Raw genomic sequence first — 15,217 nt, 5'->3', positions numbered from 1 at the left:
ATCGGTTAGCCGTCCAGTGGTAAACTCAGTTGGGTCGAGGGTTTTGATCGTGTTTTAGACGAAGGGCGGCGTTTGCGACTTCCGTGTTTGGACTGGATGGCGGCGGCTTCGACGCGAAAGGTCGGAGAGCGACGGACAGCCCAAATCTTCTCGCGCGCCAATTTTGCGGCGGCAAGGTGGTCGAATACGCGTTCGGGATAGAGCGTGCCAACCACCGCCTTAGCATTCGGTGCAGACCACGGCTCTTGCAGATAGGGATCGGCTATCGAGGCCAGCTCTGGCACCCAAAGCCGGGTGAAAACGCCGGACGGATCCTGATCTTTTCCCTGTTTCACTGGATTGTAGATCCGCACCGCATTGATGCCGGTTGTCCCAGATTGCATTTGGACCTGGTTCCAGTGAATTCCTGGTTCATAATCGGTAAAGAGCCGCGCCAGTTCCAATCCCGGCGCGCGCCAGTCAAGCCAAAGGTGATAGCTTGCGGTTGCCATAACCATCGCCCGCATCCGGAAGTTCAGCCAGCCCGTCGCGCGCAGAGATCGCATGCAGGCATCCAGAAACGGATAACCTGTTTGACCATTGGCCCAGGCATACAGGTTCGCGGAATCCGGCTGCGCAGGGCGTAAGTCGTCGTAAAGCTTGTGAAGGTTCTCGAATTCGATCCGGGGTTCGTCTTCGAGTTTCTGGATGAAGTGGCAATGCCAATGTAGACGACCCGAAAAAGAACGCAGCGACTTGCGCCAGGCCTGTGCACCCGAACCCAAAGCAGGTTGTCTCTGCACGGTCGCCTGTGCCACCTCTCGCATCGACAAGGCCCCCCATGCCAGATAGGGAGATAGGCGCGAACAAGCGTGCGCACCTTGCAATGGCGAAGACATCGCGTGTTGATAAGTTTCTCCTCGATGATGCAAAAAGCTGTCCAAAAACTGCAAACCGGCACGTCGCCCACCGGGCTGGCGATCCGGGCAGGGATCTGGCTTTAGCTGCAGATCCTTCGAGGACGGCACACGGCCCAGATCAATTTCAAGCGCCGACAGAACCGGCGGCAGGGCTTTAGCTTGCGCCATATGCGCGTCCCAGCGTCTGGCCCACCCCTCGCGCGAGGCCATTCGGCGTTCTACGCCGTGGTTTTTCACTTCACGCCATTGCACAGCGTTTTCTTTGCACCAGCTCGCTACCTTAAGGTCACGGCGAAAGGTCCAGTTGTTGCCGGTTTCCTCGTGCGACCATAGGGCAGAGAGGTGCCCCGCGGCATGTAGGTTCGTAAGAACCTGAATGATGTCCCCGGTTCGAACAACCAAAGGCTGACCCAGCTTGCCTAGGTCATTGCGCAGTTGTTCCAGCGTTTCGGCGATAAAATCCCATTGGCGGGCAGACATGTCAGGTTGCTGCCAAAGCTCCGGTTCGACGACATAAAGCGGAAGCACGTCCCCGCATTCTGCAGCACGTGCAAGGGCGCCGTTGTCCTGCACGCGAAGATCCCGTTTGAACCAGACGATCTGCACTTAGTTTAGCCCACAATCCGAAACTTCCGAACGTAGCGCTTAAAATTAGATCAGAATTGAATTCCATCCAGCCTCAGAAGCAGCCGCAATCTACAGTTGTGATCCTCGCCCGGGTCAATTCAAACCATCACTGCGAGTGGCATTTGTTAACACTATGGAAACATTCCAAAGTATCGAAATGATACCTTTTTGTTGCAATTCAGCAATTAGTGTTATGAAACCGTATATGAGTGAACAAATTCACATCAATCATCTTAAAATTGTAGATACTCTTCACAAGGTGGTGATGGGGAAAGCTCGAATTGCAGATGGCTGCTTTTCGGGAACCTGCCCGGTCGCCGTATCGTTTGACTGCGTTGGTTGCGAGGTTCCAGAGTGCCCAAGAAATCAAATTTGCTGGTTACCGTTTCGTTTTTAGCACTGATTTCAAACCCTTTGCTTGCTGCACCGACGGCAGCCTCAAAGGTTGGTGATACGGTCACTAACCCGGTGACGGGTCAGGACACAACCGTAAGTGCACTGATCGTGGACCCGGCATCGACGCCAACGGCAGGCACAACAGCCTTCGTCGAAACAGCCGACGGCTACGTTTTTTTGGTTAAAAGCGCCGGCGACACAATTTACAACTCGGACAATCCTCCGCTTGCTTTCAGCATTGCTTCCATAACCGGAACGACTGCTCAGATCAGCGGTGGAGGGGCAACCGGTACAGCTAGTCTGTCCACACAACTGACGTTGTCTCAGTACAACAGCAACTTCAATAGTTCGGGCACGCCGGGCACCGTGACCCCACCCGTAAATGTCTCGGGACCCAATGGCGTGAACCAGGTTGTCTATGGGCAGAATGGCAGTAACGGACGGGATGGCGCGTTGGTCGTTCCACCAAGTTCCGGAGGCGACGGCAAGGATGGCCCGTTTCAACCGCAATCTCTGAGTAGCGACGTCAACGCTACAAGTAACGTCGGGTGGGAAATCGGAAGTGTCGGCGGCAACGGGGGCAACGGCGGGGATTCCTATCTGAGTTTTTGGGATGGGCGTGATGGTGGCGACGGAGGTAAAGGCGGTACGGTCATTGCCACGCAAACCTCAAGCAGCACAATCCAAACGTCAGGTACTGGTAACGACGGTATTTTTGCATTCAGCCGCAGCGGTCAGGCTGGGAATGGGGGCAGTGGTTTTGCTGCGCCGGGTGGCGGCACCGGAGGGCACTCGGCAGATGGCGGCAACGTGACCGTCAATCAAAGCGGGTCGATTTCAACCAGCGGAGACTCCGCTGATGGCATCTACGCGCTCAGCGTGTCAAACAATGGCGGCAACGGCGGCTCGCAATGGGGGTTGGTTGGATCTTCTGGTAGCGGCGGCTACGGCGGAAGTGGTGGCGACGTGGTGGTCAACACGACGTCCACAGGCACCATCCTGACCACCGGCAATTTTGCCAACGGGATTCTGGCCCAATCCGTCGGCGGGTCCGGTGGCTCTGCGGGAACCAGCGGTAATCTCTTGGTCTCGCTGATCGGCGGCGCTGATAACGGCGGCAATGGCGGGCGGGTTTCGGTTTCTCACGGTGGGGCCATTGAAACGCGTGGCAGTTTCTCCCGAGGGATCGTTGCACAGTCTATTGGTGGCGGTGGAGGTTCCGGGGGAACGGCCGGTGGTCTCGTTTCTCTGTCGTTGGGCGGTGTCGGTTCGAATGGTGGCAGCGGCAGCGCCGTCAACGTGTCTGTGCAGGGTTCGGGCAGCATTTTGACCCTGGGTACCGGTGCGGATGGCGTAATGGCTCAGTCGATCGGTGGCAGTGGCGGTACCGGCGCGAATTCATTTGGTCTGGTTGCAATCGGTGGAACCGGGTCCCGCGGCGGTACCGGTGCGGCAGTCAGTGTCAGTAATTATGGGCGTATTGTTACCCAAGGCGAAGGCGCGCGCGGTGTCATTGCTCAATCCATTGGCGGCGGCGGCGGTGATGGCGGCTCATCTGGCGGTATGGTGTCGGTTGGAGGCAACGGCAGCGGCGGTGGCAGCGGATCGACGGTAACCATTGTTAACGATGGCATTATCACCACAGGTGGAGATGATGCGATGGGTATCTTGGCCCAGTCTATCGGCGGCGGCGGCGGTAATGGCGGTTCATCTGGTTCCGTTGGAGCCTTTGTAGGTGTCGCCATCGGCGGCGATGGCGGAGCAGGTGGCAAAGGTGGTGATGTTAACGTCACCCTTTCCAACACAGACAGCAGTCAGCCTTCGACGATCCAGACGTCGGGCGATCGGTCAACAGGTGTTTTCGCTCAGTCGGTTGGTGGCGGTGGCGGAAATGGCGGCGGTGCCGTTTCGGTCGCTGTCGGCGCATTTGGCGCAGCCTCAGTTTCCGTCGGCGGATCGGCAGGCAGTGGTGGGGACGGAGGTAATGTAACGCTCGCTGGCAGTGGCTCGGCATCGGTGCAAACCGGTGGAGACGATTCAACCGGGATCATGTTGCAGTCTGTTGGCGGCGGCGGTGGTAATGGCGGCTACGCCGTTTCAGTTGCCGTATCCGGTGGCCCGGTCTCTGGGTCTCTGGCCGTTGGGGTCGGAGGTAGCGGCAGTACGGGTGGCAAGGGCGGCAACGTCACGGTTGGTCAGTTTGACAGCAGCGGCGCGGCCATTGCTGCTGGCTTCGAGGGGACTGTTGTCACAACAGGGAACCGGTCAACCGGTATGCTGTTCCAGTCTGTCGGCGGGGGTGGCGGCAACGGCGGTTTGGCTGTTGCAGCAACCGGCGGTGCTTCGGCGCTGTTTTCCGGTAACGTCTCGGTCGGAATTGGTGGTCAGGCTGGCAGCGCTGGGAATGGTGGGATCGTACAGGTCTCGACCAATGCGGATGTGACGACGACCGGCACGAACTCAAGCGCGATTATTGCGCAATCCGTCGGCGGCGGCGGCGGCAACGGCGGCGGCAGCATCGCGGCCGGTATCAGCGCCAGCGGTGGGGCAGCCGCCGGGGTCAACGTCAGCGTTGGTGGCAATGGCGGCGGGGCCGGGACCGGTGGCAAGGTCACATTGGTTGCGGGTGGCTCGTCTATCGAGACCAGCGGCGCGTTTTCCAGCGGTGTTGTTGCGCAGTCCGTTGGTGGCGGCGGCGGCAATGGGGGCTACAGTATCGGGGCCAGCGCCAATATCGGCGGTGCGGCCGCTGGGTCCGTGAATGTCGGTCTGGGTGGCAAATCCGGCGGTGGCGGCGCGGGAGGCACTGTAATTGCGCAGGTTGGTGCGAATGTCACCACCCGCGGAAACGATTCCGGGGCGGTTGTTGTGCAGTCCATCGGTGGCGGTGGCGGTAACGGCGGATTCAGCGTCGCGGCAGGTCTGGCTGCAGGCGGTGCTGGCGCGGGAACAGTCAACGTCGGTCTGGGAGGCTCGGGTGGTAACGGTGGCAACGGTGGTACCGTTTCAGGTGTCCGTGTCAATGGAGATGTCCGGACCGAGGGTCTGCGTTCGACGGGTGTCATAGTTCAGTCCATCGGTGGCGGTGGCGGTAATGGTGGCTTCAACGTTACAGCGGGGGTTGCGGCAGCTGGTGCAGGTGCCGGTACGATCGGAGTCGGGCTGGGGGGCAATGGTGCTTCCGGCGGCGATGGCGGCATCGTTGAAGGTCAGGTTGCAGGAAACGTTACAACGCTGGCTGATGCATCAAGTGGTGTGGTGTTTCAGTCCATTGGTGGCGGTGGCGGCAATGGTGGTTTCAATGTGACCGCAGGAATTGCAGGCGCAGGCGCAGGCGGCGGTGCCGTTTCTGTTGGCTTGGGCGGCGGCGGCGCGGGAGGCGGTGTCGGCAAGACAGTCACCGGGCAAGTCACGGGTACAGTCCGCACGAGCGGCGCGGATTCTGCTGCGGTCCTGGCACAGTCGGTCGGTGGCGGTGGCGGCAATGGCGGCTTCAACGTCAGCGCGTCCCTGGCAGGTGCAGGTGTGGGCAGTGGCGCGGTCAGCGTTGGTTTGGGCGGTGATGGTGGCACTGGTGCGATCGGTGGCACTGTCACCCTGACCACAACCAACTCCATAGAAACGGCTGGGGATCGTTCCTCGGGCGTGGTCGCGCAATCTATTGGCGGCGGCGGTGGCAATGGCGGCTTCAACGTCTCAGGTACCGGGGCTGGTGCGGGCGTCGGGTCAGGCGCGGTGAGCGTTGGCTTGGGTGGTACCGGTAGCGGCGGCGGCAACGGTGGCGCAGTTACTTTGACCTCAAGCGGAACGGTTTTGACGCAAGGCAACGGATCCACAGCCATTCTGGCGCAATCGATCGGCGGCGGCGGCGGTAACGGCGGCTTTAACGTCAGTGCATCGGTCCAAGGATCTGGCACCGCAGGCGGCGGTGTGTCGGTGGGGCTTGGTGGAAATGGCGGGGGTGGAGGCGACGGCAGCACCGTCATCGCCACATCGAACAACGCTGTTGAGACGCGCGGGGACCAATCCTCAGGCGTGGTGGCACAATCCATCGGTGGCGGTGGCGGCAACGGTGGGTTCAACGTGGCCCCGGTTCTTTCAGGTGCGGGTACAGCCAGTGGCGCGGTCAGCGTCGGTCTGGGTGGATCGGGCGATACCGGCGGCAACGGTGGCGCTGTCACTTTGACATCGAACGGCACTATTTTGACCAATGGTTTCGCGTCCAGCGGGTTCGTTGCACAATCGCTTGGCGGCGGCGGCGGCAATGGTGGCTTCAACGTTTCTCCGACCGTCTCAGGCGCTGGCACCGGTGCGGGCTCGGTCTCGGTCGGCCTTGGTGGCTCGGGCGCGGGCGGTGGCGACGGCAGTACAGTTACGGCCAATACGACGGCAAACGTTGTGACCAAGGGTGCCGCGTCGGTGGGTATCCTTGCGCAATCTGTCGGTGGTGGCGGTGGCAATGGCGGCTTTAACGTCTCACCAGCACTGGCTGGAGCAGGCACAGGTGCAGGTGCGATCAGCGTAGGCTTGGGCGGGTCCGGCGGCAGCGGCGGCACCGGTGGCGTTGTGGGACTGACAGTTGCCAATAGTGTTCGCACGGAAGGCGCACAATCCAGTGCAGTTGTCGCGCAATCGATTGGCGGCGGCGGTGGCAACGGCGGGTTCAATGTCTCGGCTTCCGTAGGTGGCGCAGGTACCGGTTCTGGCGCAGCTGCAGTAGGCTTGGGCGGTCGCGGAACAGGCGGCGGCAATGCATCGTCGGTTACAGCGAACGTCACTGGTAACCTTGTTACATTGGGCGAAACCTCCTCCGGGTTGTTGGCTCAATCAGTTGGCGGCGGTGGCGGCAATGGCGGCATGAATATCTCGGTCGCGGTGGCTGCGGCTGGAACGGGTGCGGGTGGAGCATCTGTTGGTCTGGGTGGCGCGTCTGGCACTGGCGGCGATGGCGGAACAGTACAGGCGACGCTGACCGGCGACGTCTCGACCCAAGGCAATGAGTCCGGAGGGTTCATCGCGCAAAGCCTTGGCGGCGGCGGTGGCAATGGCGGCATGAACGTCTCAGCGACAGTGACTGTAGCCGGAAAGGGAAGCGGGGGTGCATCCGTAGGGCTTGGCGGCAGCGGTGGAAGCGGTGGCGATGCCAACACTGCTACGGGCACTGTTGTGGGCAATGTGATTACGGCGGGCAACAACTCGGGCGGTGTTCTGGTGCAATCTGCGGCTGGTGGCGGCGGCAACGGCGGGCTGAACGTTTCTGCGGCTGTTAACCTTTCAGGCACAGGTGGCGGCGCTGTTGGCGTCGGCATTGGCGGGTCCGGTGGCAGTGGCGGAAATGCCAGTGCTGCAACCGGTACGGTTACGGGCGATGTGACAACGATGGGCGACACGTCGACCGGCGTTTTGGTGCAATCCGTTGGCGGTGGAGGCGGCAATGGCGGCGTCAATATCTCGGGCGCGCTTAGCATTGCGCGCACAGGTTCTGGTGCGGCAGGCATTGGCGTTGGCGGCTTTGGCGGTAGCGGTGGAACAAGCGGCACTGTTACCAGCACGGTATCGGGTAACATCAGCACCTCTGGGACACGGTCAGCGGGTGTCATCGCCCAGAGCCTTGGCGGCGGCGGTGGCAACGGCGCAACCAATGTTTCTGGTGCGATTTCAGTGGCCAGCAACTATTCGGGCGGTCTTGGTGTCGGTGTTGGTGGATTTGGCGGCAGCGGCGGTGCGGCGGACAGTGTCACGCAGCAGGTCACGGGCAATGTGACAACCTCTGGGGATGATTCAGTTGGTATCCTGACGCAGAGTCTTGGCGGCGGCGGCGGTAATGGCGGCGTGAACATATCATCCGCGTTGTCCCTGTCTCGGTCGACCAACGCGGCCGTGGTTATCGGCGTGGGCGGCTTCGGCGGTGGTGGAGCAAACGCAGGAGCACTGACCCAATCGACTGTGACGGGCGGCGTGCGCACTGGCGGCGACCGCAGCACCGGTGTTCTGACCCAAAGCCTTGGCGGCGGCGGCGGCAATGGGGGCACCAATATCTCGGCTTCCGTGAGCATCAGCCAGCAGAACGGGGGCGGGATCAGCCTTGGCGTTGGTGGCTTTGGCGGAGGTGCTGGGAATGCCGGAGATGTGATCAGCACCTTGCGGTCCAGCACAAACGCTGGCGGCACCAGTTCGATTGTCACAACTGGTGCGGACAGCATCGGGGTTATGGCGCAATCCGTTGGTGGAGGCGGCGGCAACGGCGGTCTGAATGTTTCCGGCGCGGTGAGCTTGTCTGGCAAATCCGGTGCGGCCGTGGGTCTGGGCCTCGGTGGTTTTGGCGGCGGCGGCGGAGACGCAGGCACCGTTAAACTGGATGTGCAAAGCGATGTCGTCACGGCAGGGGACGGCTCGCACGGTTTGTTTGCACAAAGCGTTGGTGGCGGTGGCGGAACAGGTGGCACGAATATCTCGGGAGCGCTGTCTCTGACCAAACCTTCGGGTTCCAGCACGATCTTTTCGGTCGCGGCGGGTGTCGGTGGATTCGGAGGTGCGGGCGGCAACGCTCAATCTGTCGATCTGGATTACACCGGAAATATTCAGGCGGTGCCAATGGTCATATCTAACGGCACTTCGACTGTTGATCAAAGCAAAGGAGCCAGTGGCATCATTGCGCAATCGCTTGGCGGCAGCGGCGGCAATGGCGGGATAAATGTATCCGGCGGTTTGGCGATTAGCGGCAAACCCGGCGCGGGTCTGACCGATCAAAGCAAGTCCTACGCAGTTGTTGTCGGGGTTGGCGGTTTTGGCGGTGGCGGCGGCGACGCTGGGGACGTCTCGGTTGATATTGGCGCAGGCAGCACGATCCGGGCGCATGGTACGGGGCAGTCCGGCCTGCTTGCACAATCCGTTGGCGGCGGTGGCGGCAATGGTGGCATGAACGTCTCGGGTGGGATCGTTTCAGACAGTTCCCTGATCGTGGGTGTCGGCGGGTTCGCAGGTAATGGTGGCAAAGCCGGTGACGTTACAGTCACATCGCAGGCAAACATCACGGTCACGACCAACCCTGATGACATTTCGATCCCCAATAGCACAACGTTCGAAGACAAGCTGCGCAATTTCCTGGGCAATACGATTGTCGATCAAACTCAGGAACTGACCTCGACTTTCGGGCTTGAACGTCTGTTTATCGACATGGGTGTTTTCAACGAAGAAAAGCAGGATACAGACGGGTCAGCTGGTCTGCTGGCGCAATCCATCGGCGGCGGCGGCGGCAATGGCGGGTTGAACGTCTCGGGCGGTATCGCGCTGAGCAAGGACGGTAAAATTCCCTCGGTCACATTCGGGGTTGGCGGCTTTGGCGGCAACGGCAATGTCTCGGGCAATGTAGCGGTGGATCATGCGGGCGCGGTTTCGGTTGCGGGCAACTGGAAGCACGGTGTTCTGGCGCAATCCATTGCGGGCGGCGGCGGTAACGGCGCGCTGAACGTGACCGGGCAGTTGAACTATGGCGATTCCAACAATTCCAGCGGCAAGACCGATCTCAGCATCGTTGGCGGCCTTGGCGGTCACGGCGGCACCGGCGCAGATGCAGGCGACGTAACTGTCACGCAAACCGGCAATATCTCGACAAACGGTTATCACGCACGTGGCCTCTTTGCTCAGAGCATTGGCGGCGGTGGCGGTACCGGCGGTATCAACGCGACGTTCGTGGGTACCAAGGACAGCTCGCCTATCGCGATGGGCATTGGTGGCTTTGGCGGCGGCGGGGGTGACGCAGGCAATGTCACCGTAGCGCGCGGAACATCAACCGCAGCGGCAGGAACCATTGTGACCGACGGAGCCGGATCGCACGGGATCGAGGCGTCAAGCATCGGCGGTGGCGGCGGCGACGCCGGGATCAACGCGGTTGTCGGTATCAGCAAAACCACAGGCAGTCAGAGCAATGGCGGCACAGGCGATTCAAGTGGCCGAAAAACGCCTACGAATACAGGCGTCGACGACTCAGTTATCGCCAACTACAACGCGGTGCTTGATGAGCTTGAGGGAAAGGTGAACCCAGCTGATTCCTCGGGTAAGAAAACGGGCGTGTCGGCTGTGGTGGCCATTGGTGGTTCTGCCGGAACAGCGGGCGATGGTGGCACGATTGATGTGGACCATTATGGCAATGTCCTGACCAAGCAGGACGGCAGCCACGGGATTTTTGGACAATCCATCGGTGGCGGTGGCGGCAACGCGGCCCTGAACCTGGGCATGACCTATGAATTGGCTTCGGACGCGACAAATAAGGGCTTTGGTCTAGCGATTGGCGGTGGCGTTGGAAACGGCGGCGATGGTGGTGCAGTCGATCTGCGCCATACCGGCGACATCACCACGCAAGGGGCAAATTCACACGGTCTGTTCGCGCAATCTGTTGGCGGCGGGGGCGGTAACGCCGGCTACAACTCGGCCTCTACCTCGGTGGATGGGGGCAACGTCAACATCCAGATTGGTCGCGTTGGCGGCACGGGTGGAATGGGTGGCAACGTCTATGCAAGCTCGAACGGAATCATCGCTACGCAGGGCAACAGTTCGTACGGCTTTTTCGCGCAGTCGATCGGTAACGGAGGCGGAAACTCGTCTTCGACCTCTGTCAGTATCGGTACGCCCAAAACCGGCGACAGCAAGGGCAACAAGGCCAGCCTGTCCGTTGGACTGGAAGGTGGTACCGGAGGTGAAGCGGGCGATGTCACGGCTGTTGTGGCGGGTACGGTCTCAACCCAGGGTACGGATGCCCATGCGGTGTTTGCCCAAGCCGTCGGCGGCGGTGGCGGCACCGGCGGCAAGGCCAGCAACTCGGCTGGCAAGGGCACATCGATTGCCCTGTCCATCGGCGGCAGCGGCGGCAGCGGTGGCTTAGGTGGCAAGGTTGACCTCACCAATACCGCGCGGGTCGCGACATTTGGCGACCGGTCAAACGGGTTGCTGGCACAATCCATTGGCGGCGCGGGCGGCACCGGCGGAATGGTTCAGGCGGGTCAGTCGAACCTCGATACCATCAAAGCCGTGGTCAACCCGTCGACCGTTGGGACCACAGCATCAATCAATGTCGGCGGTACAGGTGGGGACGGCATGACCTCGGACACCGTTACCGTAGACAGCGACGGGATCATCACAACCCAAGGCACAATGTCTCATGGCATCTTTGCGCAATCCGTCGGCGGCGGCGGCGGCATGGGGGGTGTGGTCGAGAACCGCATCATCAGCCTGCGCAAGGACATCGGCAACACGGCTACGCTGTCAATTGGGGGCAATGGCGGCACGGGTGCGACCTCGGCGGCGGTGTCGGTCACGAACCGAGACCTGATCCAGACTGTTGGCGACAAATCTGTTGGCATCTATGCGCAATCCGTTGGCGGCGGCGGTGGCGATGCTCAACAAGTGCGCAATATCATCCTGGGTCGGTCCTCGGACGGCGCAACGACAAACGCCATTCTGATTGGTGGCACCGGCGGTACAGGTGGGGCTGGCAGCACAGTGACAGTTGTGAATACCGTCGATGGTACGATTCTGACCAATGGTGCTGAAAGCCACGGTATCTTCGCCCAATCTGTTGGCGGCGGCGGCGGCACAGGCGGTTCGACGATTTCGGTTAATGGCCGCTATGGCGGGGCCGAAGCCAGCACACGGCGGGCGCTGCAATTTGGTCTGGGCGGCTCGGGTGGCACAGGTGGCATTGGTAGTACCGTTTCAGTGACCAACGCGGGTACTATCGTGACCACGGGTGCCGGTGCGCATGGGATTTTTGCTCAATCTATCGGTGGCGGTGGCGGAAATGGAGGCAGCTCCATCACCGGGACGCTGCGGCTGAAAACCGGCGACAACAGCTCGCCCACGGCGCAGTTGAACATCGGCGGCTCGGGCGGCAGCGGTAACGTTGCGGGCAATGTAATCGTCTCCAACAGCGGCGATATTCAGGTCGATGGCGCAGAGGCTTATGGTGTCATGGCGCAATCCGTCGGCGGCGGTGGCGGCAACGGCGGTCTGGCCGTGTCCATGGATGTGAATGACCTCAAGAACACGATGACCGGCAAGTCATACTCCAAGATCGCCATTGGTGGGTCGGGCGGATCTGGTGCCGATGGCGGAGACGTTACGGTCAATCATACCGGCACCATTGTGGTGAACGCCCAAAACGGGTTTGGCATCTACGCACAATCCGTTGGCGGCGGTGGCGGCAATGCGGGCTATTCGGTTTCCTCCCCGTTGGTTTCGGCGCTTGATTACACAATCTCACAAGCGTTGGGTGCCCGTACCGGAACAACCGGTTCGGTCGGCTCTGTAACCGTGAATTCGACTGGCGACATTCTGGTGAATGGTGAAGGTGCGCAGGCTGTGTTTGCTCAATCGGTGAATGGCGGTGGCGGCAATGCCAACACATCGGTCGATTTCACAACGCGGACGTCCGGCGCGACCGGTTCGGTCGTGCGCAGTGACATTGCTCTTGGCGGCGACGATGTGTCAGGCACGGCTGGCAATAAGGTTACGCAAGCGCATAACGGCAACATCGCCACGACGCGTGACAGATCGACTGCCCTGATGGTGCAGAGCGTCGGCGGCGGTGGTGGAACCGCGTCCACCAACGTGGACGTCGAGGATGGTGACGCCATCGACATCACGGCACGACTGGGTGCAATCAACACCAACGATGCAAGTGGTGGAGATGTAACCGGCAACCGTACGGGTGATGTTGGTACTGATGGCGCATTCTCGTCGGCGGGTACAGTGCAGTCTATTGGCGGCGGCGGCGGTAAGCTGGTTCTGAACAGCAACGGCAGTGGCGTGGCTGGCACTGAAAAGGCTGCATCGGTGATCCTGGGCTCGGATCCCAGCTTTAACAACGACGGCGGCGCGATTGGCTTGACGTTGGATGGCGACGTTTTCACCAGCGGCGACCGCGCGTTTGGCCAAACGGTGCAAAGCATCGGTGCTGGCGGTGGTGAGGTTGTCATCTCGGGGCTTGGTACTGCTGATGTCATCTTAGGTGCGCAGGATGCCTCGACCGGGGATGGCGGTAATGTCGATTTCACCAATGTCGGGAACATGACAACGAGCGGCCAAGGGTCACATGGCTTCGTCATTCAGAGCATCGGTGGCGGTGGCGGGATTGTCTCGACCGACATGGCGCAAAACCGCATCACCGTGGGTCTGTCGACCAACAATGGCGGCAATGGCGGCGATATCAACTTCACCCAAACCGGGACCATCGTGACCACTGGGCAAAACGCAATTGGCGTAATCGCGCAGTCTTTGGGCGGCGGTGGCGGCCTAGTGGACTCGGTCTTCCGCGGAGCTGCAGGTGGCGCAGGTGCCGGTGGAGCCATCGACATGGCGCTAAGCGGCAACGTTCTTTCTGTCGGAGCGGGCGGCATAGGCGTTCTGGCGCAGTCTGAGGGGCGCGATGGCGCAGGTGCAATCACCCTTGGTCTGGATGGTGTCGTCATGGGCGGTACCGGTCAGACGGATTCAGTTGCGTCAATTGTCGTCGAAGGCGGATCGAACAATGCGCTTTCGCTTTCCGCAAACAGTGTTCTGTTGGCCGAAAACAACCAACTGCTGAACGGCGGGAACGGGGATGATCAGGTGACGCTTTTTGGTTCGGCTCTTGGAAACCTGAACCTTGGTGCGGGCACCAACGGTCTTACTGTGGAACAAGGCGCTGCGTTCTATGCGCTGGATACGGTCGATTTGGGGTCTGCCGGAATGATGCAGGTGAACGGCGAATTTGTTTTGGGTGCCAACTGGGGGCTGAACACGGCGTTCACGTCATCTGTGCAAGCCAGCGATTTTGCCTTCTATGGCAATGTCAGCCAAACGCTGAACCTGACCGGAAGCCTTGCCTTCGGCAATAGCGCAACGTCGACCTTCGATGTTTTTTTCCTCACCTCAGGTGCATATGGTGGTAGAAGCGATCTGGTCAATGTGACCGGAAACGCAACAATTGGCGGAACGCTGACACCACAGCTGAATACGCTGGAACGCGCTTTGCCTTTGGTGATCATCAATCCGAATGGCATCGCTGCGGATGCGGGGACAACGATTCAGGATACGGTGGTTCTGGACTATTCGATTGGTTTGAATGGATCGACGTCTGACGGCAGCTCAATCGATCTGGTAGTTACGCCCGACTACTCGACCCCAGGGATGAACGCCAACCAGACGGCCATCGGTAACTACATCAACCAAGTGCTTTACGGACAGGGCTCTGCAGCACAGGGCGAGTTGTTTGCCCTGATCGGCAATATGCAATCTGAGGCTGAGGTCATCGCTGCAATCAACACGCTGTCGACGTCAGACTATGCGTCTGATCTGGTGGATGCCTACTATGGTACCCGCGTGTTTGCCGATACGCTGCACAATTGCGAGCGTTTCACAGATTATCAGGTCGGTGATGACCCGCGGAACTGCATGTGGTTCTCGGGTGGCCGGTCCTTCTTTGACCGCGACCAGACCGGGATCTACGACGCGCTCGACATAAACGCGACCAACCTGTCGGCGGGTGTGCGAATTCCGGTCGGAGATGAGCTTTACGCTGGGTTTGCCGTGGGCCACGATCAGATGAGCCTGAGCAACGGGTCGTCCTACACGGCAAATGGCGACCGGTTCAATCTTGGCGCTTCGCTCACCAAGTATACCGGCGCGTGGGAATTTGCGGCTCAGCTGTCTGCCGGTTGGTCGGACTACGATACGCTCAGCGCCGGTGGGATTGTTGGTGTGCTGCCAGGCGGGACTGTTGTGAACACGTCGGGGGTCAGTGAGATCACCCACAAGACCAACCATCAGAACCTGCGGTTCAGCCTTGCCTATGACCACAGGTTTGCAGGAGGCGCGTCTTACTTGCGACCTGAGTTGTCATTTGACGCAACGCGTCTGGCCACCACAAGCAACGGTCAGGCCACGTTGTCTGGGATCACCCTGCAAGACGACAGCAATATGATTTACTCGCTGACACCCTCACTGGAAATGGGAACCGAACAGGTTCTGAACGGCAAGCAGAAACTGCGCGCCAGTTTGCGAGCGGGTGCCATCTTCTCGTCCGATGATACCGTATCGGTCACTGCCGGGTTTGCAGGAGCCAGCGCCGCAGATGGTGGCTTTGCCAATACCAGCTATGTCGGCGACAGCCACGGGGTCATTTCCGCCCGGCTCGGTTTGTTTGCGCTGGATGACAGCCGCTTTATCAATCTGAGCGTCGATCATATGTTTGGAGACTCAACCGAGGCCTTGCAGGTCGGGCTTGGTCTTGGCGTACAATTCTAACTCATGAGGAACAG

Annotated in this window: 2 protein-coding genes; one reads left to right on the top strand and one right to left on the bottom strand. The window is 60.4% G+C overall.

Features of this window, described 5'->3' with window-relative positions; all coding sequences use genetic code 11:
• Positions 1–5: 5 nt before the first annotated feature.
• A complete protein-coding gene (locus ACR0EV_RS10590; RefSeq protein WP_480800037.1) occupies positions 6–1,505 on the bottom strand; it encodes an FAD-binding domain-containing protein in 1,500 nt (499 codons plus the stop codon).
• Positions 1,506–1,898: 393 nt separating this feature from the next.
• Between ACR0EV_RS10590 and ACR0EV_RS10585 the strand changes: the two genes are divergently transcribed.
• Positions 1,899–15,203, top strand: coding sequence for a hypothetical protein (locus ACR0EV_RS10585; RefSeq protein WP_480800036.1), 13,305 nt, complete (start codon positions 1,899–1,901; stop codon positions 15,201–15,203).
• Positions 15,204–15,217 lie beyond the last annotated feature (14 nt).

It is taken from the genome of Ruegeria sp. CF8 (assembly GCF_056537285.1).
Note: the sequence above shows the minus strand (reverse complement) of the source record. Positions and strands in the feature narration are given on the sequence as shown.